This window comes from Bacillus sp. FSL R5-0576, from assembly GCF_038004765.1.
In the GTDB taxonomy this organism is placed as follows: Bacteria; Bacillota; Bacilli; order Bacillales; family Bacillaceae; genus Bacillus; species Bacillus subtilis.
Genome location: NZ_JBBORU010000001.1, coordinates 2,031,446 through 2,051,914 on the forward strand (window position 1 = coordinate 2,031,446; position 20,469 = coordinate 2,051,914).

Consider the following 20,469-nt stretch of genomic DNA (forward strand, 5'->3'; position numbering starts at 1 on the left):
ATTCTATAAAACATTACAATCCCCTCTGACATCATGGAAAATCATTTTACTGTGAAACCAAAAGGCGTGTCAGTGCGTTTTATTTAAAGAGTTTTCTGTTGTTTCCCCCTCAACACGCATAGATAGATTGAAAATTGGCGTGAAAATTCCTATAATGAAGAAAATTAACGGGGAAATAATGGAGGTGGCACGTTGCCTATTAATATACCAACACACCTGCCGGCAAAACAGGTGCTTGAAAGTGAACAGATATTTGTAATGGATGAAAGCAGAGCATTTCATCAGGATATCCGGCCGCAAAAAATTATTATATTAAATTTGATGCCGAAAAAAATCCAAACAGAGACTCAGCTTCTCAGATTGCTTGGAAATTCGCCTTTACAGGTTCATTTCACATTTTTAATCCCAAGCACACACACGCCGAAAAATACTGCGAGAGAACACCTTGACGAATTTTACACGACTTTTTCCAATATCCGTCACAAGAGGTTTGACGGCATGATTATCACCGGTGCGCCGATCGAGCATTTGGCGTTTGAAGAGGTTTCATATTGGGAAGAGCTCAAGGAAATCATGGAGTGGAGCAAAACAAATGTCACTTCAACCTTGCATATTTGCTGGGGCGCTCAAGCAGGTTTGTATTACCATTACGGTGTGGAAAAAATTCAAATGCCGAAAAAAATCTTCGGTGTGTTCGAACATACCGTTCTTTCAAAACACGAAAGATTGGTAAGAGGTTTTGACGAGCTATACTACGTGCCGCATTCCCGGCATACAGATATAAATATGGAACAGCTTCAAGCAGTGCCCGAGTTAAACATTCTTACCGCATCAAAGGAAGCCGGGGTTTGCTTAATTGTGTCTAAAGACGAAAAACAAGTCTTTTTGACAGGGCACCCTGAATATGATACAAATACGCTTCTTCAAGAGTATGAAAGAGATTTGGAACGAAACCTTTCTACTGTCGAGGCGCCTAAACATTATTTTGCAAAAGGCAGCAACGAGCCAGTGAATCGCTGGAAAGCGCATGCCACATTATTGTTTATGAATTGGCTGAATTATTACGTTTACCAGGAAACTCCTTATGAATGGGACTAATTTTTCTTTTTTTAGTGATACGCTGAGCAAAAAATATGATAAAATACATCTGATTCAGTCTGCGTATAACAAAAATTTAAAATACTGGAATCCAAATCATTTAAAATTAGCTTAACTTTTTCACTGCATTAATAATTCGATTATGTATTTGTGTTATGTTTATGTATAGACAATAACTCCTTACGATGCATGAAGCTTGCTTGTTGTTGATTACATTGAGGTGAATTTACTTGAATACCAATAAAAGAGTATTAATTTTGACTGCAAATTACGGAAATGGACATGTGCAGGTAGCCAAAACACTATATGAACAATGTGTACGGCTCGGCTTTCAGCATGTAACAGTTTCTAATTTGTACCAAGAGTCAAATCCGATTGTTTCAGAGGTAACTCAATACCTTTATTTAAAAAGCTTCTCAATCGGGAAACAGTTTTATCGTTTGTTTTATTACGGAGTTGACAAAATCTATAATAAACGTAAATTCAATATTTACTTTAAAATGGGTAATAAAAGATTGGGCGAACTTGTCGATGAACATCAGCCCGATATTATTATTAATACATTTCCGATGATCGTCGTGCCTGAATACAGACGCCGAACTGGAAGAGTCATTCCTACCTTCAACGTTATGACTGATTTTTGTCTTCATAAAATTTGGGTTCACGAAAACGTGGATAAATATTATGTGGCGACAGATTACGTGAAGGAAAAACTGCTGGAGATCGGCACTCATCCAAGCAACGTAAAAATCACGGGAATTCCAATCAGGCCGCAATTTGAAGAATCCATGCCGGTTGGCCCGATATATAAAAAGTACAATCTTTCACCAAACAAAAAAGTGCTTCTGATCATGGCAGGTGCTCACGGTGTATTAAAGAACGTAAAAGAGCTGTGCGAAAACCTTGTCAAAGATGACCAAGTGCAAGTGGTTGTCGTGTGCGGGAAAAATACGGCTTTAAAAGAATCTTTGAGTGCGCTTGAGGCGGAAAATGGCGACAAATTAAAAGTTCTGGGCTATGTGGAGCGCATTGATGAGCTATTTCGGATCACAGATTGCATGATTACCAAGCCCGGCGGCATTACTTTGACAGAAGCCACAGCCATTGGAGTGCCTGTCATTCTGTACAAACCCGTGCCTGGCCAGGAAAAAGAAAATGCAAACTTCTTTGAAGACCGCGGAGCTGCCATCGTTGTGAACCGTCATGAAGAGATTCTCGAGTCAGTCACTTCCCTTCTTGCAGATGAAGATACCTTGCATCGCATGAAGAAAAACATTAAGGACCTTCATTTAGCAAACTCCTCTGAAGTGATTTTAGAGGATATCCTGAAGGAATCAGAAATGATGACTACCAAACAAAAAGCCAAAGTGCTATCGTAATGGCGTACTTGAGAGCATACGAAAATCGTGTGCTCTTTTTATTTATATTCAGCCATTAATAAAAGCGGTTACATTTTTTTATGAAACTTGCCCTTCTTTTGAAAAATAAGCCGTTTCGAAACTTGACGGGTGCTCCCAGATGGTGTATAGTTGAACCATCATTTAACAATGAATCAAAGTTAGATGATGACAAAATTTTTTTTAGCACATGGGTGCTACAGTACTAGGAGGAATTAAGCAATATGCAAAACGGTAAAGTAAAATGGTTCAACAACGAAAAAGGATTCGGCTTCATTGAAGTTGAAGGCGGAGACGATGTATTTGTTCACTTCACAGCTATCGAAGGAGATGGATACAAATCATTAGAAGAAGGACAAGAAGTTTCTTTTGAAATTGTCGAAGGTAATCGTGGACCTCAAGCTTCTAATGTTGTAAAACTCTAAACTCAATACATGATGATGAGATGACAAATAGAGGAGAGGCATTCGCCTCTCCTATTTGATTTTCATCTGGATTTCAATCGCCAAAATGTTTTGTTTACACCTCTGTTCAATCTCTTCAACATACTTTTCCATTGATGGTTTTCCTTTTTTCGCGATATCCGCCAGTTCTTCTAAATCACTGTATATTTCTATAAATGTTTTGTGAAGGATCAACTTCAAGTCTTTATCATCCATAGCTGCGTTCCCCTTCTCTATCAAGATACCTCAAATAGTAAAACGGTCCTATTTATTCTGGTTCAATAGTTATATCGGCTTATTTTTATTTTCTTTTCTATTTTGGTACATAAATTTCAAAAAAACTCTGCAAAATAATGGCGGAGGTGTTTTTTGTGACTTCAGAATTTCATAATGAGGATCAGACTGGCTTTACGGATAAGCGGCAGCTGGAACTAGCGGTGGAAACAGCGCAGAAAACAACAGGAGCCGCGACGAGAGGCCAAAGCAAAACATTAGTCGACTCTGCATACCAAGCCATTGAGGATGCTAGAGAACTGTCACAATCTGAAGAGCTGGCAGCTCTCGATGATCCTGAATTTGTAAAGCAGCAACAGCAGCTGCTAGATGACAGCGAGCATCAGCTGGATGAATTCAAAGAATAAAAACCGCAGCTTCTGCGGTTTTTATTTTTAGTGATTGGTTAAGACATCTCCGTATTGTTTCAGCTTTTCACCAACCGTACATTTATTGATACAAAATGAATGCGCATAAGTTTTGCCAAATTCTTTGCGAAACTGCTTCTTAATAAAACAGTCCTTGCAATATTCATCGTGCAGTTCTGTCAGTTCTTTAAAGATCATTTTCTTATCCAATATCGTCATCTCCGTTACGGTCTAATTTCGTGTGGCTTTCTACGAATTGATGGGATAGAATTTTTTTAGCGAGGCCGTCAGCTTCCTGATTGTCTTTTCGTTGTATTGTTTCGTAGGTTGGAGTAAGCTTCAGCGATTCAAGGAGTGCTTCTATTTTGTCCAGCCATTCATTATGAGATGGATCATAACAAGGCCAGCTGCCGTCAAGCTGATTCAGCACAACAAGCGAGTCCCCTTTGATTGTAATTGAATTTCTGCTTGCCCCAAGCTCTCTTACTTCTCTTATTGCTTCATAAAGCGCTGCGTATTCAGCTTCATTATTGGTTTTCAGCCGGAAGCTTTTATTTTTTCTCAAGCGATGCCGGGTTCCTCCCAGTGAATAATAGATGACGATCCCGAGACCGGCCAGTTCGCTCTCCTTATCGAAACTGCCGTCAAAATAAACAGTAATGTCATCAGGCTCTTGAGCAAGCTCCTCTGTCAGCTTTTCCAATTCCTTCAGCATCCAGCTGCCGCCTTTCTCGTCTTCGAACTCTAGCTCTTTCATGTATGGAAAACGTCCAAGTTCTCTGGCGAGCATACGTGCCTGCTGTGCTGTCAGCCAGTCTTCGCTAAAAAATGAGACGGATCCTGTTCCTTTTGCTTCTATTTTCAAATGCGGTCTGAGCTTCATTACAATCACCTTACCATTCATTAGTTGTCGGGCTTATGCTATAATCAAACCAATCTTACCCCGGAAAGGAAGCTTTTTCATCTTGTTTAATAATTCGTTTTGGATCTTTTTTGCGATCATTCATTTTATCATTGTTCTTTTATTTTATAAAGGATTTGGCAAAATGGGGCTGTTTGTTTGGATCGGTTTTGCGACAGTCTGCGCCAACCTCCAAGTCGTCAAAACAGTGGAACTGTTTGGCTTAACAGCGACACTCGGGAATGTGATGTATGGCACAATCTTTTTTGCGACAGATGTGCTGAATGAAAAATACGGACCAGCTGAAGCCAGAAAAGCGGTATGGCTCGGATTCTCAACGCTCCTGACGCTGACATTTGTCATGCAGGGCGTGCTGCTTTTCGAACCGGCTTCCAGCGACATATCACAAACAGCGCTAGAAACGATCTTCGGATTCCTTCCGCGAGTTGCGTTAGGAAGTCTGCTTGCCTTTATCTTCAGCCAAACGCTGGATGTTTATGTATATTCGGCAATTAGAAGGATATTTCCTTCTGATCGGCTTTTATGGCTCAGAAACGGCGGCAGTACAGCAGTCAGCCAGCTGTTTGATACATTCATATTCACTTCAGTCGCCTTTCTCGGCATTTATCCGGCAGGCGTGTGGCTTCATATTTTTATTTCTACATATTTGATTAAGTTTACGGTATCTTTGATTTCATTGCCTTATGCTTATGCAGCCAAAAAAATGATACCTAAAGATGAAAGGAGTTCATAATGCCTACAGAAATATACGTAGACGGCGCAAGCGCTGGTAATCCCGGGCCTTCCGGTATCGGCATTTTTATCAAACATGAGGGAATAGCAGAATCCTTCTCTATTCCAATCGGAGTGCATACAAATCAGGAAGCGGAATTTCTTGCATTAATTGAAGGGATGAAGCTATGTGCAACGCGCGGGTATCAATCGGTTTCCTTTCGAACCGATTCAGATATTGTGGAACGCGCCACTGAGCTTGAAATGGTTAAAAATAAAACGTTTCAACCGTTCGTAGAAGAAATCACCCGATTAAAAGCGGCATTCCCTCTTTTTTTCATCAAATGGATACCGGGCAAGCAAAACCAAAAAGCCGATCTTCTGGCAAAAGAAGCGATTCGGCTGAATGAAAAGAATTAAATCTTGATCATTGGTTCATCCTAATGGCGAGGTGAACTAACATGAAAAAGAAAGATAAAGGCCGGCTGACCGGCGGTGTTACTCCGCAAGGCGACCTGGAAGGCAATACACATAATGACCCTAAAACAGAGCTTGAGGAGAGAGCAAAAAAAAGCAATACAAAACGCTAGAGAGGATCTAAACGATCTCTCTAGCGTTCAGCTTTTCAAGCATACGCTCAATTCCTTTAATTTGGTGGCGGCGAAGCATGTCAGCCGCCTGCTCCATTTGCAAAGTAAATAAAGCGTCTTTCAGTGTGCAGGCCAGCGGCACTGAGCAATGGATTTCCGCAAGCTTCCTCGACATCTCCAAATCGCTTAAACCTTGCTGAATTTTTCCCTGCTGTCCTTTTGGAAGAAGAGAAAGATTTTCCAATAAACGGTCAATCGTTTCATATTCACGAATCAGTTTGTAGGCTGTTTTTTCTCCAATGCCTTTGACTCCGGGATAGTTATCACTGGAATCACCCATAAGCGCTTTAATATCAATCAAAGCCTTCGGCATTACGCCTGTTTCTTCATAAAAAGTCTCTTTTGTATAGACTTTATAATTTCCGATTCCTTTTTGAAGCAAAGCAACGCTTACTTTATCCGTTAACAGCTGAAGTAAATCTCTGTCCCCTGTTACGACCGTAATGTCCGCTTCATTCGCAAATAAATCGGCAAGAGTACCGATACAGTCATCCGCTTCATAGCCGGCAAAGCCAATATTCATGATTCCAAGCTCTGCGGCTGCTTCCTTTGCCAAATCAAACTGCGGAATCAGCTCCACAGGCGGCGCGCTGCGGTTGGCCTTATAATCTTGGAACAAGTCATTTCGGTACGTTTTGCTCCCCATGTCCCAGCAGCAGACGACGTGTGTCGGCTGGAATGTTTCCACAGCTGTAATCAAATGCTTTAAAAAGCCGTTGACGCCGTTCGTCGGCACCCCGCTGTCATTTATCATAAAGTTGCGATGTACGGCCGTGGCAAAAAAGGCCCGGAATAAAAGAGCCATGCCGTCAACCAGCAATAGTTTATTATTATTCATCAAATAACTCCCTTTTCTTTCATTCCTTCTATTTTATCATAAAGCAGCCCAAAAATAAAAAACAGTATCTCTTTAATTAGAGATACTGTTTGGATATTTATCAATCGTTGTGTCTTTTGTTGCTGGCGATCAGCTTTTCAGCTTCGCGTCCTGCGTAAGAGTCAAAATGGGTTTGAAATCCGTTTTTCTTTTTGGCATTGTTATTCGCCTGTGCATTTCTGTTTCCGAGCTTTGTTCTGCCCAACATGAATCCCCCCTTACGTCGGATGCATATAGTATATGCTTCCGGCAGGAGGTTCACTCGCGACAGGATCATCCAGCTTACATGCGGCTTACGTATTCTCTGACCATTTCTTTTGATACAAGCCGTCTTGTCGGGACGATGCCTTTTTTAGCGAGCTGATTCATTTGCTCGGTAATTTCATTAATTGCATCTGTAGTATAAGGCTCATCGTTTCTGCATTTAGCAACAGCTTCTTCAATCGCCAATTCACGCATATTTTCAAGACGCATAAATGCTTTGATATGCTCGTGCTGTTTTGATGAATGTGCTGAAATTGCTTTATGTACCTCTGACATTAATCGTTCATCTCGCTTTTTTCTATTTAGTCTATCATGACTTGAAATACAAGCCAACTGAATTTTACATTTTTATTGTATTGTCTGAATTTTTCCAGGAAATGCACGCCTGATACGCCATTTCAATCTCTTTCGCATGTTCCCCTTCCGCATATCCTCTTAAATATGTCTCTTTTTGATCCGTTATTTGCGCGATTGCTTTTTCACCCATATCTTCCTGTAAGCGTCTGAGGTGAGCAGTGTAATGAGATATCAGGCTTTCTTCTTCATTTTTTATCCATGCCTCTGTGATTTTCGTAAGTTTCATCCGTACAGCTTCGATAAAGGCCGCTTTTCCTTTCTGCTCAAAAAACTGCTTCGGTGATTTGATCTCTTTTAGTTCCTGCTCAAAAGCACGTTCTTCTATTTCCGGTTCAACTTCCTTCAACTGTATGCCGTTCGAATGCTGATCACCCGCATAAACGGAAAAATAACCGTCCTCGTTTAATGTTTTTTGAAAATGATCCAGCCATTCTTCATTGATATGCCGTTCGATGAAACCGCTCATGCGAACATCAAGCGTTTTGATTTCCTGAATATATTCAAATTGATATTCATGTATGGCTGTTGTCATCGCTTTACTGACGTTCTTTTTCCAATCCCCGTTTTGCAGCCCGGGATGAAATGCCGATTTTAATAAATCATTTGCAAAATATGATAATCGCTGTGCAATGTGATATAGCTGCTCTCTTGTATCTTTTTTTACTTTTTCAATGATGGTTTTTGAGTTCCGCCGTTTCTCGATATCGGCCGCTGCCTGCTCAAATGACAGCATAAGGCGCTGTTTCTGCGCTTCCTTCTCTTCTCGGGACTGATGCTGGGATTGGTGAAGCTGAAAAACGGTTTCGCATAGTTTGTCTGCCTCCGAACTGAGCTGCGCTGCTGACGCTTTTTTTACGTCCACTTCGATAAACCGGTCTAAGTGTTTTCTTACTTTTGAGAACTGATTGTAAAATGACTCCGGTTTTCCCACCAGTTCCTCCTTACTTGATACGGTAAAGAGCTGCGGCTCATAAACCCCTTCTTTTACAAGCTCTGCGCTGACATAATCGGTCACTGTTTCGAGCTCTGTTTTATCTTTTGCAAGGTCTGCAGCATTAATAATAAAAAACATTTTATCCATGCTGAGCGATTCTTTCACAAGTCCAAGCTTTCGCAAAAATGAACGGTCTCCTTTTGAAAAAGAGTGCTGATAATAAGTCATATAAAAAAATGCATCAGCATCTTTGATATATTGGAATGCCAGTTCTGTATGCCGTTTATTCATGCTGCTCGCGCCGGGTGTATCAACGATCGTAATCCCTTTTTCAGTTAGCGGGCATGTATAGTAGACCGTTACCTCTTTCACAGCACAGGCCGTTGTTTCCTCTGCTACATACGGCTTTAATTCAGAGATCGGAATCGTTAATTTCTTCTGTTCCTGTATATACTGCTGATACTTCTCGTATGCAAGCAGGAAATTGCTGATCAATTTCACGTGTTCTTCCTGCAGCCTGTTTTTTTTGACTGCCTTTTCCCACTTCTCTGTGAAGGAACGGCCTGCCGGTTCCTTTGGTATTCCGGTGAGCTGCAAAATTTCAGCCGTTATGTCATCCTCTGTCTTAAACACTACATCCGCTGTTTTGTTTAAGTTGCCATTGATTGGCTTTGTGATCTTGTTAATTGTCGCTGTGGTTGGCGTTGGTGAGGATGGCAGCACTCTTTCGCCGACAAGCGCATTGGCAAATGATGATTTCCCCGAGCTAAAGCCTCCAAAAAGAGCGAGTGTAAATTTCCGTTCCTCAAGCCTTTTCACCCTTTCACGAAACGCTGAAGTTTGCTTTAACAACATGCTGTATTCGCCTAAAAGGTCAGACAAAGTGTAAAAGCGTTTGATTTGGTCTTGAAGCGGCATTTCTTGTTCCATTTTGATTTCTGATTTCGGCATCGGCTGCGCCGTCAGCTGGCTTCGGCCTTGTTTCTGCTCTGGAGCCGCCACTCTTGTTTTCTTCGATTTAAACCATTCTGTGTCTATATGCATTGGGCATGCGGACTCTTCTTCCCAAATGGCCCACAGGCGATCGGTTTTCTCTCGGGCATTATTCTCTAAACACGCCTGTTCTTGAAGAAATACAAGTTTTTCTGATTCTTGGACGAGCCGGTCGTTAATTGTTTGCACATCTTTGGAAACACGCTCTTTCACCATAGCGGAGAGCACCTTTATGATGTCTGCGGCTTCTCTTTTCGCCTCTTTCCTGATGAGCTCTGCTAAGTCTTTTGTATATTGCAATACATATTCAGAGGAAAAGGCTGCACCATGCTTGACCGCGCGTTCAATGATGCTTATATCAAGCGGTGTGCGATAGGCCTGAATCAGCTTTTCACTTTCAGCGGTATAGACATCAAATACCTTGGCGAGTTTATGAAGCGTGTCTATCATATGCCAATCCGCTTCGGCCTCTGTTCGTTTTGCCACATCAGAGAAAAAAGCATTCCGCCTTTTATCTCTTTCCTGTGCAGTTTTCGCTTTAGAAAAGAAAAAGCCGGTTTTAAAAGAAGGCTCTTGTGATTCTAAAAATGCAGCCGCCAATTCACGCATTTCAAAAGGCGTCAGGTTTGCGTTTTTTAAAATACGATTGATTTCTTCCTGCATCCTCTTCTCTGCCTCAGTCGTTTGTTTTTCGGCCTCATTCAATTGATCACGCAGCGATTGGACCAGTCCAATTTGGATATTAAGCTGTTCAGCGAAACTCGGAGCGCCTGTTTCGTCTTTCTTCAGCATTTCCGTATGTTCCTTTAGCAGATTACGGACTTTTTGTTCCGTTAAAGCCTGCATATTGCTTTTTGATTGCTGTTCTATTCTTCTTAACTCTTCTCTCAGGGCCCCCATCTGATTGAACGGGTGATCCGGTTCTGTTACTGATGTAAAATAGAGCGCTTCCCTTGAAATCCCTTCATTGCAAAGCATCTCCTCTACCTGCGCTTGATAGTCTCCAAATTTCGTCTCCGTCTCATCATGGCGGTCAATTTGATTGACGATAAAATACACATTCTGAATGCTTTCTTTTATTGATCTGAGAAACTTTACATTTTCCTCAGAGTGCACGTGATTATAGTGAACGACGTAAAACAGCGCATCCGCTTGGTGAAGAATAGAAGCAGCCGATAGAAAATGAGCATCATCTGTTGAATCTATCCCTGGAGTATCAATATACGCAACCCCGGAATCGATCTCAGTATACCTGTCAAAAATTTCGACGCTTTCAATCTGTTCCCCGTCTTTACAATATTGCTGCACCTTGTCTTTCTGGTAAGCCCCTTCCAGCTCAGCACACGCTCCGTCTGTTGTATGAAGCCGAACTCGCTTTTCCCCGTTTCTGATCACAACAAGGTTAGCGCTTGTCGGAATCGGGCTTGTCGGCAAAATATTCTCCATTAACAGGCAGTTCAGCAGTGACGATTTTCCCGCTGAATAATGCCCGGTAAACGCGATATAAACCTCTTCATCAGCCGCTTTTTTCATGACCGCAGCCAGTTTAGCAGCCCTTTGTTCATCTTGATTCTCAATAAATTGCTTATAAATTTCCCCAGTTTTATGCAAAAGCTCTTTTCTGTTTTGATCTGTCATAAGTCTGAACCCCTTTGTGCCGTTTCAATTGTGAACCTTTTTCGAAAGATCTGAATTCATTCCCTTTACATTTTACACAAGAATAAACCAAATTTCTTTAGGAGAATAGAAAAAAGCCGCCATTACGGCAGCTTCTATAAAAGAAAATCTGCAACTTTTACAAGTTCCAGATTCATCAAACAGATTTATTAGAGATTCCTTTTAATACAAAACCAATTAATACACTATATGTACAAACCGCTCCAAGCAAAAACAGCATTGTCATTTGCTTCACCATCCTGATTGAGAATCTTTTTCAAATTCATTTTAACATGGTTGAGAATGATTTTCAATCGCTATTTTACGCTGTATTCCTGTAATGCTTTGTCTTCTGCGCGAATTCTGACGCTTAACAACACGGCATTGAAAATGGAAAACAGACACATGGTGACGTATGCTTGATAAAGCAGCGGAATCAGCAAAATTTCGAGTATAACAACGGCATAGTTTGGATGTTTCATCCATTTATATGGACCTTTTTTTACAAGCTCTACGCCTGGAACAACAAGGATTTTCGTATTCCAATATGCTCCTAAGGAACAAAGCGCCCAATACCTTACTATCTGTACGCTTAAAATCACTGCAGCGATACCGAGCCACCAGTTGGACGGCTGTTTATTCATCAGCAGCACCTCGGCAATTAAGGACAGGAAAAAAAGGATATGCATCGTAATGATATACGGATAGTGGCTCTCGCCAAATTCAATTGCTCCTTGCTTCTTTACCTTTTGTTCGTTTTGCCTGGCCACTGCCATTTCTGCTGCTCTTTGAACAATGAGAATGGCGATCAACAACCAAAACATGAGTCAAGCCCCCTTTTCCCAGCTGAATAACAGCAACTCTGATGAGAAACCCGGCCCTAATGCGCCAATCATTCCTCGTTCAGCTTCCTTTTTATGTCCGTTCTGCAGATGGTCTTTGATCACATACAAGATTGTGGCTGAAGACATATTTCCGTGCTTTTGCAAAATGCTTTGCGCAGATGAAAGCTTTTCTGACGATAGCCCGAGACTTTTGATGTATGCATCGATCACTTTTTTTCCGCCTGGATGCGCCAAAAAAACACTGATATCATGGAATGACAGCTTATGTTTGTCCAAAAAAATCTGTACATTTGTTTTGAGCCATTTTTCCACCAAGGTCGGAATGTCTCGTGAGAAAATGACTTTGAATCCTTGATCGGTAAAGTCCCAACCCATGACATCTTCTGATTGTTTCATCAAAACAGATTGGGCGTCCATTATCTTCGGCGCAAGTTGCAGCTTTGACATCCTGCGGTCCGCCTTCTCTCCGCATAATAAAGCTGCGGCAATGCCGTCACCAAAAAGCGAGGTGCCGATCAGATTGCTTTTTGTTTTATCTTCCGGCTGGAATGTCAGGCTGCACAGCTCGGCAGAAATGACAAGCACAAAAGCCTTAGGATACGCTTTGCAGTATTCGGCTGCACGCGCAAGTCCGCTGGCTCCTCCTGCACAGCCAAGCCCCCAAATCGGAATCCGCTTCGTATATGGAGAAAACGGAAGTTCATTCATAAGCCGCGCCTCGATACTCGGTGTGGAAAGGCCTGTACTGGAGACGAAAAAAACAGCTTCCACTTTCTCATAAGGAATGGCTTCTTGAAAAAATTCCGGATGAGAGAGGCACTCACGAACAGCCGCTCTGCTGTGTTTAAGTGTTTCTTCTATGTATATTTGATTTTTTTCTTCAAAGCTGTGCCCCTCTTTATACCATTCAATCGGCTTAACAAACTGTCTCGAATGGATTTGCCCGTTTTTAAAGGAGGATAACAGCCGGTCAATATCCTTAAAAGAATGCTGAAACATATAGCGGGCGAACTCGGCCGCTTTCTCTTGGTTTACATTATACGCAGGAAGACTTGTTCCAATGGATAAAATAAACGCCATGCGATCACCTCTTTGCATACATTGTGCCGCAACAATCTTTTTTATATGCAAAAAAACTCCGCCGCGGCGGAGTTAGACTGCTGTTTTTTGTTCAGCGAGGTCAGCTTCTTGTTCTGATTTTTTAGCTTTAGAAAAAACGTTATATACAATATTTAAGACGACTGCAGTAAAGCTGCCCGCCACAATGCCATTCGTTGTAAGCAGCGTTAAGGCACTCGGAAGCTGTTTGAAAATATCCGGCACAACGGTCACACCGAGCCCCAATCCCACTGAGCAGGCAACAATCAGCAGATTTTCCTGTTTCGCAAAATCAATGCGGCTGAGCATTTTAATTCCGTAAGCAATCACCATTCCAAACATCGCCACCATTGCACCGCCCAAAACAGCGGATGGAATAATGGTCGTGAAAGCAGCGATCTTTGGAAACAGCCCAAATGCCATTAGGATCACACTTGTGACCACAATGACGGTATTTTTTTTGATCCCTGTGAGCTGAACAAGCCCGACATTTTGAGAGAATGCCGTGTAAGGAAAAGCGTTAAAAATACCGCCCAGAAGCACAGCCAGTCCTTCAGCTCGATAGCCTTTAGACAGATCTTTCTCTGTCAAACGGCGGTTTGTCAGGTCACCTAAAGCAAAGTAAACACCAGTTGACTCCACAAGGCTGACAATTGCAACGATGGACATCGTAATGATAGGCGCTGCGTGAAAAGACGGCGCTCCGAAGTAAAATGGCTGAATCATTTGAACAACTGCCGCGTCCGAAACATTATCAAATTGAACTTTTCCCATAAAATATGCGATGAAGGTGCCAATCAAAATACCGATCAAAATCGAGACGGACTTGATAAAGCCTTTTGTAAAACGGTATAGAAGCACAATGATACTCAACACGGTAAAAGCAAGAGCAAGATTGGAGAGATCTCCGAAATCTGCACTTCCTTCTCCGCCGGCCATGTTATTCATGGCAACCGGCATCAGTGTAATACCGATAATCGTAACAACAGAGCCTGTCACGACCGGCGGAAAAAACGATACGAGCTTTCCAAAGAAAAATGAAATAAGAATGACAAGAATGCCTGAAGCGATAATGCTGCCGTAAACAGTTGAAACCCCATATTCAGATCCAATCGCTATCATCGGCGATACAGCTGTAAAGGTACAGCCAAGCACTACCGGAAGCCCGATCCCAAAAAATCGGTTGCTCCACACTTGCAGAAGTGTAGCCACACCGCACATAAAAATATCAATTGATACTAAATAAGTCAGCTGCTCGACGGTCAGTCCCATTGCTTTTCCGACAATCAGAGGAACAACAATGGCGCCGGCATACATGGCAAGAACATGCTGAATCCCTAAAGACAGCGTTTTGCCGAATCCATTTCTCATGAATGAACCTCCTGTACGAAGGACACTTTTCCTTCTTCTAAAGACTGAATTCTTGCCAAAGATTCCACTCGATAGCCCAGTTTCACAAGTTCATCTCTTCCCGGCTGAAATGACTTTTCAATAACAATGCCAATTCCCGCAATAGAAGCTCCCGCTTGCTTCACAATCGACACAAGCCCGTGCGCTGCCTGTCCATTTGCCAAAAAATCATCGATAATCAGCACATGATCCTGATCCGACAGATGGGTCCCAGACACTGCGATTTGGCTTTCTGTTTGCTTCGTAAAGGAATAAACAGACGCTGTCAGCAAGTTGTCGGTGAGTGTTAACGATTGATGCTTTCTCGCGAAGACAACTGGCACACCCAGCTTCAAGCCCGTCATTACAGCGGGAGCGATACCTGATGATTCGATTGTCACAATTTTGGTAATACCGTCTTTTGCAAACCTGGACGCAAATTCGTCACCAATTCTCTGCATAAGCAGCGGATCAATTTGGTGATTCAAAAAAGAATCCACTTTCAATACCTGATCAGATAATACGATGCCTTCTTCCTCTATTTTCCGTTTCAGTGCTTCCATCCTGTCTACCTCCGTTATGAGAATAAAAAAAGCATTGCCCGCTCAAATAAAGAGCAAGCAATGCTGATATCACAAAAAACCGTACACGTGCGGTTCCATTGCTCACCCATAGTCGGACATTTACGGTGCCCGGTAGAAACTTGCGTGCCATATCCACGCGATTATATGAGTGTTCCTATTATATTGTAATAAATTATATCAAGATTCTAATCTCTTGCATAGGCTGAAAATAAAAATTCCCGAACTTTAATTTTGTTTTTTTAGATATCATTCGTATTTCAAGGGGGTTCGATATAAAAGAGCCTGACGACGCGCCGCCAGGCTTTTGATTATGACAGATAGAGATTTGAATATTTGTTTGATAAATAATCAATTAAATAGCGAACATTCAGCTCTTCTCCTGTTGCATCTTTAATAATGTCTAACGGCTTTTTCCGTTTTCCGTGAATGTGCACCTTTTCCGTCAGCCATTGCTTTATCGGATGGAACTCTCCTCTTTCCAAGAGAGCGTCAAATTCAGGGAGATCCTCAAGCATTTTTTGTTTCAGCTGAGCCGCATACATGTAGCCGAGCGCATAGGATGGGAAGTAGCCGAAATCTCCACCTGCCCAATGGACGTCCTGTAAAATCCCCTCTGCGTCGGTCTGCGGTGTAATCCCTAAATAATCCTGGTATTTTTGATTCCAAAGCGACGGCAGATCTTCCACAGACACTTCATTGCTGAAAATCGCTTTTTCAATTTCATAACGGATGATGATATGAAGAGGATACGTCAATTCATCCGCTTCGACCCTGATAAATGAAGGTTTTGATTCATTGATTGCCCGGAGAAAATCATCCAGGGAGATGTCCTTGAACTGTTCAGGTGATGCTTCTTGAATCTTCTGATAGTACGGTGTCCAAAAATGTTTGTTGCGGCCGATAAAATTCTCGTAAAATAATGATTGCGATTCATGAATTCCCATTGATGCGCCGTCTGACAAGTTCGTGCCACTGAGTGCTTCATCAATATTTTGCTCGTATATCGCGTGCCCGCACTCATGAATGGTGCCAAAGATCGCCGTCCGGAAATCTTTTTCATCATATCTCGTCGTGACCCGAACGTCTCCTCGGTTCAGCGTAGTTGCAAACGGATGAACGGTTTCATCAAGTCTTCCGCCATCAAAATCGTAGCCAAGCTCCTGTAAAAAATACAGACTGAGCTCTTTTTGCTTTTCTTTCGGGAACGCTTTTGTAATAAAGCTTGTATCTGGTTTATTTCCGGAAGCTGTCACCTGTTTAACAAGAGGGATAATCGCTTCCTTCAGCTCAGTAAACAGCTGATCAAGCACCTTTACCGTGACGCCGGGCTCAAACAAATCAAGCAATGCATCATAAGGATGCTCTTGATATCCCCAATACGTAATAAAACGTTTATTGAATTCAATCAGCTGTTCTAAATAAGGAGAAAACAAGCTGAAATCAGATTTTCCTTTCGCTTCCTCCCACGCTGTTTCTGCCTTTGAACACAGAATCACGTATTCTTTGTATTCAGCCTCAGGGATTTTCTTATTCTCTTCATACTCTTTTTTCGCCAGTTCCACTGCTTTTTTCGTATCTTCCGACAAGTCATCAAATCGTTCATACAGGACATCGATAAGCTCCTTCATTCGATCTGATGTTTGGATATTGAATATATCTGTTGAAAGCTGGCCGATACTTTCGGCACGATCCTCTGAGCCGTTTTTCGGCGCGCCTGTTCTGGAGTCCCAGTGCATTAACGCAACTGCTTCGCTGTAATGTGAGATTCTTTTTAAAAGATCAAAAAATTCTTTTTCATATGTATGTATCTCCATATCCATTCCCTCCCTATTCTAGCCGTTCCATTACAGGCTAATGGAAGGGGGTATGAAAGTCAAATTGTTTGTATAAAAGGCTGCCGGTATGTTTTGCGGCAGCCTTTTTATTCAGTTGATTGTCATTTGATTTTTTGGCGGAGGTGTTCTCCGCTTTTTCTGCTTGATTTTTTTATCCACCCACACTGTTGCCAGCGGGGTTAAGAGCGAGGTAACAATAACACTTGTCGCGATGATTGCAGTTGCCGATTCAGCAACTGGCGCAAATGAGGCATTCGCTTCCGCTAATGCGTATGGCACAGCTACAGCAGCCCCCGCCGTAGAAGAAGCGGCCACACCCGCGACACCGTCTCCCCGCGCGACAAAACGATCAAGTAAAAACAAGGAACTGCCCGATAAAATGACGACAGAAACTCCGATAAAAATGCCGAGCAGCCCTGATTGGATCAGCATTCCAAAATTCAAGGTATTGCCGAGCGAAAAGGCGAAAAATGGAATGATCGCCGGCACAACCTTGCTGAATAAGTCTCTGAGATCGTGATCCAGATTTCCAAGTATACATCCAAGTAAAAACGGGATGACTGTCGCTGCCAGCGTTTCCCATGGGAATGCGGCAAGTCCCGTCACACCAAACGTCACCATGGTCATAAAAGGACCAGATTCTGTACTGATAAAGGCGAAAGCGCCCGCATCCTCTTTTCTTCCCATGTGATTCATGAGCGCCAAATACAGTCCGCCGTTCGTTTCATTCATTACCGCGACAATTGCTAAAACAGAAAGGCCTGCAAAAAAGCCGGATTGTATGCCATCGTCTGGTATAAATTGCGCTGCGATCACGCCGAGTAGCGCCGCAAATCCGATCTTTCCCAATAATAACGTGATTCCTTTTCTTGCGATATAGCCTGAAGAACGAAAATCAATCGTTGCTCCTACGCAAAAGATAAAAACACCCAGTATCGGCAGCGTTCCGGTAATCAAAGCACCCGTAAACCCTCCAAAGAACTCCGCTGTTCCAGGCGCAAACGTGTTGAGCGCCGCTCCAAGAAATAGCGGAATAATCATCATTCCGCCAGGTACCCGTTCAATTGTCGCCTTGATTTTCATATTGTGGATTCTCCCATCCTCCGGTTATGAAAAAACAATTCCGCTTACACTTGGAAAACAGCCTGCAAATCCTCTTTTGAACAGCTGCCCAGCTGGCTGCCGACTCCAACGGCGCCAGCTCCGGCTCTAAGCCAATCCGGCACTTCAGACGGATGTATCCCGCCTGTCGGAATAAAGGTCACCTGCGGGAAAGGACCCGCTAAATTTTTCATAAACGGGATGCCAAACACACCGCTTGGGAACAGCTTTAATGTCGTAAAACCGAATGTCAGCGCTTCCATAATTTCGCTCGGAGTCAAGACGCCGGGGATATAATGTGTCTTTACAAAAGATAGATGTTCAGCAAGATCAGCTGAAAAACCCGGACTGACAATAAACTGCGCGCCAGCCTCAGCAGCTTCCCCAGCTTGCTGCGCGGTGATGACAGTGCCCGCGCCAATTAAAATATCTTCCCTATTACGGAAGGATTCGATAATATCTGATGCCCCGGGGGTCGTATACGTCACTTCAACTGCACGAATCCCTTTATCTAACAAACTCTCAATCTGCTGACAGGCCTCCTGCGTATCCTTTGAACGAATGACTGCAATCAGCTTTGCTTCTTTCAGACGGTTTTCAACGACTTTGGACTCCATATTAATAATCCCCTTTCTTTTGGTGAACCGTTCTTTGAGCAGATAAAAAAGAAGCTAATTTCTCCCTGGTCGGCAAACCGTCCATATCCCCCGGTGCCTGCACTTGCAAAGCGCCAATCGCATTTCCCCTTTGCACCGCATCCTTGTACGACAAACCGTCTAGGATACCGCTGATTACACCGACTGCAAATCCGTCTCCGGCGCCGACCGTATCAACCACCCGGTCGACCCGGCAGCCTTCTAGAAATCCTTCACTTGTCCCCGTTTTAAAGTAAGCGCCTTCTTTTCCGAGTTTAATAGCGACAAAGCTGGCACCTTTTTTCAAATAATAGTCGGCAATGCCTTCAGGTGTTTTTTCTCCGGTCAATAGCTCTCCCTCTGCGATACCCGGGAAAAACCAGTCTGCAAGCCCAGCTAGATCGTTGATTGTGTGTACCATTGTTGCTTGATCAGGCCAAAGCGAAGGCCTTACATTAGGGTCGAATGAAATGGTTTTCCCTGCGTTTCTCATGTCGTTCATGACATGGTACGTGAAGTCTTTCATCTCGGCTGATAAGGCAGGCGGAATACCTGTCACATGCAAATGGCCTGCGCATTGAAAATAATCTCTCGGATATTCAGCAGAAGTTAATGTGCTTGCAGCTGAGTTTTTCCTATAGTAGGTAACTTGCGGGTCGCCTTCTTTCACTTTTGACTTAAGCAGCAGCCCGGTGGGATTTTCGTCCTGCGAGCGGATCACGCGGGACACATCCACTCCCTCTTTTTTAAGCTCTTGTAAAATAAACGTTCCGAGCTGATCATTGCCGACCTTGCTCATCCATCCCATTCGGAATCCGAGTCTGGCAAGGCCGCAGGCGACATTGCTTTCTGCTCCGGCAAGCCCTTTAGAAAAAGTGGATACTTCATGAAGACCTCCATACTCATTTGCGTAAAACATGGCCATTGATTCCCCGAATGTCACCGCATCAAGCTTCATCTCTTCCCAACCTCCTCTTAGTTGAGGGCACCTAGGATTAAAGTGACTTTCTCATGATGACTTTTGCCTCTAATTCAATGGTTTGAGGCGCTCCTTTGTCACCTTCAATCCTTTTTAATACACGTTCCATCGCCGTCCTGCCCATATCATGTGACGGCTGGGCGATCGTTGTAATGCCTGGACCGATCAGTTTGTACCACTCCGTATCATCGAATCCTGCAATCCCTATATCTTGAGGGATGCGCAGGCCAAGCTCTTCCATACAGCTGATGATTTTCAGCATAATCAAGCCATTCAAAGCCAGAATCGCTTTTTTTTGCTCCGACATTTCCTTGTGAAAAGAACGAAGCGCCGCCTTAAGCTGCTCCTTGTCTTTTACGTCAATTTCATGCAATCTGACAAGCCCGTTCACATTTTGAACCGAAGCCATTTCCTGATACACAGCTGCTCTTTCTGCACGAGGGCTGATAGAGGAAATCGGTTCGGTAAACAGCGCGACATCAGTATACCCTTTGCTGTACACCTTCTGAAGAATCTCTTTTGTGATCCATCTGTTGTCAGTCGTTACGGTATCCAGTTTCAGATCCGGCAGTTTCCGGTCAATTAAGATTGTTGGAATTTGCTGTTCAGCAAAAGCGCGGAGTACATCCTTGTTTTCCCCTGTTGCGTTTAAAATCAAGCCCTCAACCGAATGGGCTTCTAGCTTTAAGAGCATTTCCCGCTCTTTTTCAGGACTGTTATCTGTGTTGCACACCATAATGCTGTATCCATATTGATCACAAACCTCTTCGACTCCCCTAAAAGCAGCGACCGAAAAAGGATTTGTAATGTCAGCTACAACAAATCCGATTAACTTGCTTTTTTTTATTTTCAAACCTTGTGCCATTTTACTCGGCCGATAATTCAATTCTGCGATTGCCTTTTTAATGTTTTTCACTTTTTCAGGAGAAATCGCGTCAATTTTTCCGTTAATATAGCGGGAAACTGTCGATTTCGAAACTCCTGCACATTCAGCTACATCTTTGATGGTTGTATGGCCTGTTGTTTTCTTTTTCATTCAAGTGCTCCTGTATCTCATATA

General features: G+C 42.9%; 25 protein-coding genes and 1 riboswitch. Of the genes, 8 read left to right on the plus strand and 17 right to left on the minus strand.

Annotation, left to right across the window (positions count from 1 at the left end; all coding sequences use genetic code 11):
* Positions 1-192 precede the first annotated feature (192 nt).
* The 4 genes from metA to cspD all read left to right on the plus strand — a co-directional run bounded on the left by metA (position 193) and on the right by cspD (position 2,920).
* The gene (gene metA, locus NX903_RS10180) at positions 193-1,098 is read left to right on the plus strand and encodes a homoserine O-acetyltransferase MetA (RefSeq protein WP_024572336.1); all 906 of its coding nucleotides are present in this window, start codon (positions 193-195) and stop codon (positions 1,096-1,098) included.
* Between the two features lie 230 nt (positions 1,099-1,328).
* Positions 1,329-2,477 (plus strand): diglucosyl diacylglycerol synthase, encoded by a 1,149-nt coding sequence (locus NX903_RS10185; protein ID WP_033884727.1) that lies wholly within the window; start codon positions 1,329-1,331, stop codon positions 2,475-2,477.
* Between the two features lie 80 nt (positions 2,478-2,557).
* Positions 2,558-2,704, plus strand: a complete 147-nt coding sequence (locus tag NX903_RS10190; protein WP_123373170.1) for a hypothetical protein — start codon at positions 2,558-2,560, stop codon at positions 2,702-2,704.
* Between the two features lie 15 nt (positions 2,705-2,719).
* Positions 2,720-2,920, plus strand: a complete 201-nt coding sequence (gene cspD, locus NX903_RS10195; protein WP_003230776.1) for a cold-shock protein CspD — start codon at positions 2,720-2,722, stop codon at positions 2,918-2,920.
* 51 nt (positions 2,921-2,971) lie between these two features.
* On the opposite strand, the gene degR is transcribed toward cspD, so the two are convergent.
* On the minus strand, positions 2,972-3,154 hold the full coding sequence (gene degR, locus NX903_RS10200; protein WP_003230774.1) for a transcriptional regulator DegR: 183 nt from the start codon (positions 3,152-3,154) through the stop codon (positions 2,972-2,974).
* Between the two features lie 155 nt (positions 3,155-3,309).
* Here degR and NX903_RS10205 point away from each other — a divergent pair, with 155 nt between their 5' ends.
* Positions 3,310-3,579 carry a DUF2564 family protein gene (locus NX903_RS10205; RefSeq protein WP_004398863.1) on the plus strand — a complete coding sequence of 90 codons (270 nt, stop codon included), beginning with the start codon at positions 3,310-3,312 and terminating at the stop codon, positions 3,577-3,579.
* Positions 3,580-3,606: 27 nt separating this feature from the next.
* Here the strand turns inward: NX903_RS10205 and NX903_RS10210 are convergent, their stop codons facing one another.
* Together NX903_RS10210 and NX903_RS10215 are read right to left on the minus strand one after the other, a co-directional pair.
* Complete coding sequence (locus NX903_RS10210; RefSeq protein WP_004399003.1) at positions 3,607-3,789, minus strand: zinc-finger domain-containing protein; 183 nt, start codon at positions 3,787-3,789, stop codon at positions 3,607-3,609.
* Entirely contained in the window at positions 3,782-4,462 is a 681-nt protein-coding gene (locus NX903_RS10215) for a ribonuclease H family protein (protein WP_086343998.1), read from the minus strand. The genes NX903_RS10210 and NX903_RS10215 overlap by 8 nt, the downstream gene beginning before the upstream one ends.
* 82 nt (positions 4,463-4,544) lie before the next feature.
* On the opposite strand from NX903_RS10215, the gene NX903_RS10220 reads away from it, so the two are divergent.
* The 3 genes from NX903_RS10220 to sspL are packed head-to-tail and all read left to right on the plus strand — an operon-like array spanning position 4,545 to position 5,802.
* Positions 4,545-5,234 (plus strand): queuosine precursor transporter, encoded by a 690-nt coding sequence (locus tag NX903_RS10220; RefSeq protein WP_086343999.1) that lies wholly within the window; start codon positions 4,545-4,547, stop codon positions 5,232-5,234.
* Entirely contained in the window at positions 5,234-5,632 is a 399-nt protein-coding gene (locus NX903_RS10225) for a reverse transcriptase-like protein (RefSeq protein WP_014480083.1), read from the plus strand. Before NX903_RS10220 ends, NX903_RS10225 begins: the two co-directional genes overlap by 1 nt.
* A gap of 41 nt (positions 5,633-5,673) precedes the next feature.
* On the plus strand, positions 5,674-5,802 hold the full coding sequence (gene sspL / locus NX903_RS10230; protein WP_003218255.1) for a small, acid-soluble spore protein L: 129 nt from the start codon (positions 5,674-5,676) through the stop codon (positions 5,800-5,802).
* Positions 5,803-5,809: 7 nt separating this feature from the next.
* Here the strand turns inward: sspL and exnP are convergent, their stop codons facing one another.
* The 14 genes from exnP to kdgR form a co-directional block, all read right to left on the minus strand.
* Entirely contained in the window at positions 5,810-6,700 is an 891-nt protein-coding gene (exnP, locus tag NX903_RS10235) for a 5'-3' exonuclease ExnP (protein WP_003230763.1), read from the minus strand.
* Positions 6,701-6,800: 100 nt separating this feature from the next.
* Positions 6,801-6,947: a hypothetical protein gene (locus NX903_RS10240; protein WP_003230761.1), complete on the minus strand. Its 147-nt coding sequence runs from the start codon at positions 6,945-6,947 to the stop codon at positions 6,801-6,803.
* Between the two features lie 74 nt (positions 6,948-7,021).
* Positions 7,022-7,279, minus strand: a complete 258-nt coding sequence (locus NX903_RS10245) for a YpbS family protein (RefSeq protein WP_003230757.1) — start codon at positions 7,277-7,279, stop codon at positions 7,022-7,024.
* 64 nt (positions 7,280-7,343) lie between these two features.
* Positions 7,344-10,925, minus strand: a complete 3,582-nt coding sequence (gene dynA, locus NX903_RS10250) for a dynamin GTPase (protein WP_086344000.1) — start codon at positions 10,923-10,925, stop codon at positions 7,344-7,346.
* A gap of 175 nt (positions 10,926-11,100) precedes the next feature.
* Positions 11,101-11,190, minus strand: coding sequence for a Fur-regulated basic protein FbpC (gene fbpC / locus NX903_RS10255; RefSeq protein WP_100069434.1), 90 nt, complete (start codon positions 11,188-11,190; stop codon positions 11,101-11,103).
* A gap of 70 nt (positions 11,191-11,260) precedes the next feature.
* Positions 11,261-11,767 carry an alkylpyrone methyltransferase gene (gene bpsB / locus NX903_RS10260; protein WP_024572341.1) on the minus strand — a complete coding sequence of 169 codons (507 nt, stop codon included), beginning with the start codon at positions 11,765-11,767 and terminating at the stop codon, positions 11,261-11,263.
* A gap of 3 nt (positions 11,768-11,770) precedes the next feature.
* On the minus strand, positions 11,771-12,868 hold the full coding sequence (gene bpsA, locus NX903_RS10265) for a type III polyketide synthase BpsA (protein WP_250621144.1): 1,098 nt from the start codon (positions 12,866-12,868) through the stop codon (positions 11,771-11,773).
* A gap of 72 nt (positions 12,869-12,940) precedes the next feature.
* Positions 12,941-14,257 (minus strand): xanthine permease PbuX, encoded by a 1,317-nt coding sequence (gene pbuX / locus NX903_RS10270; RefSeq protein WP_086344001.1) that lies wholly within the window; start codon positions 14,255-14,257, stop codon positions 12,941-12,943.
* The gene (gene xpt, locus NX903_RS10275; RefSeq protein ID WP_024572344.1) at positions 14,254-14,838 is read right to left on the minus strand and encodes a xanthine phosphoribosyltransferase; all 585 of its coding nucleotides are present in this window, start codon (positions 14,836-14,838) and stop codon (positions 14,254-14,256) included. Before xpt ends, pbuX begins: the two co-directional genes overlap by 4 nt.
* Before the next feature lie 89 nt (positions 14,839-14,927).
* Positions 14,928-15,027: riboswitch (purine riboswitch) on the minus strand.
* A 140-nt stretch (positions 15,028-15,167) separates the two neighbouring features.
* A complete protein-coding gene (ypwA, locus tag NX903_RS10280; RefSeq protein WP_086344002.1) occupies positions 15,168-16,673 on the minus strand; it encodes a carboxypeptidase in 1,506 nt (501 codons plus the stop codon).
* Positions 16,674-16,784: 111 nt separating this feature from the next.
* Positions 16,785-17,777, minus strand: a complete 993-nt coding sequence (gene kdgT, locus NX903_RS10285; protein WP_029945980.1) for a 2-keto-3-deoxygluconate transporter — start codon at positions 17,775-17,777, stop codon at positions 16,785-16,787.
* A gap of 44 nt (positions 17,778-17,821) precedes the next feature.
* Positions 17,822-18,412 carry a bifunctional 4-hydroxy-2-oxoglutarate aldolase/2-dehydro-3-deoxy-phosphogluconate aldolase gene (eda, locus tag NX903_RS10290; protein WP_014480094.1) on the minus strand — a complete coding sequence of 197 codons (591 nt, stop codon included), beginning with the start codon at positions 18,410-18,412 and terminating at the stop codon, positions 17,822-17,824.
* Position 18,413: 1 nt separating this feature from the next.
* Positions 18,414-19,388, minus strand: a complete 975-nt coding sequence (gene kdgK, locus NX903_RS10295; RefSeq protein WP_015251846.1) for a 2-dehydro-3-deoxygluconokinase — start codon at positions 19,386-19,388, stop codon at positions 18,414-18,416.
* Positions 19,389-19,425: 37 nt separating this feature from the next.
* A complete protein-coding gene (gene kdgR / locus NX903_RS10300) occupies positions 19,426-20,445 on the minus strand; it encodes a pectin utilization transcriptional regulator KdgR (RefSeq protein ID WP_086344003.1) in 1,020 nt (339 codons plus the stop codon).
* Between the last annotated feature and the right edge of the window lie 24 nt (positions 20,446-20,469).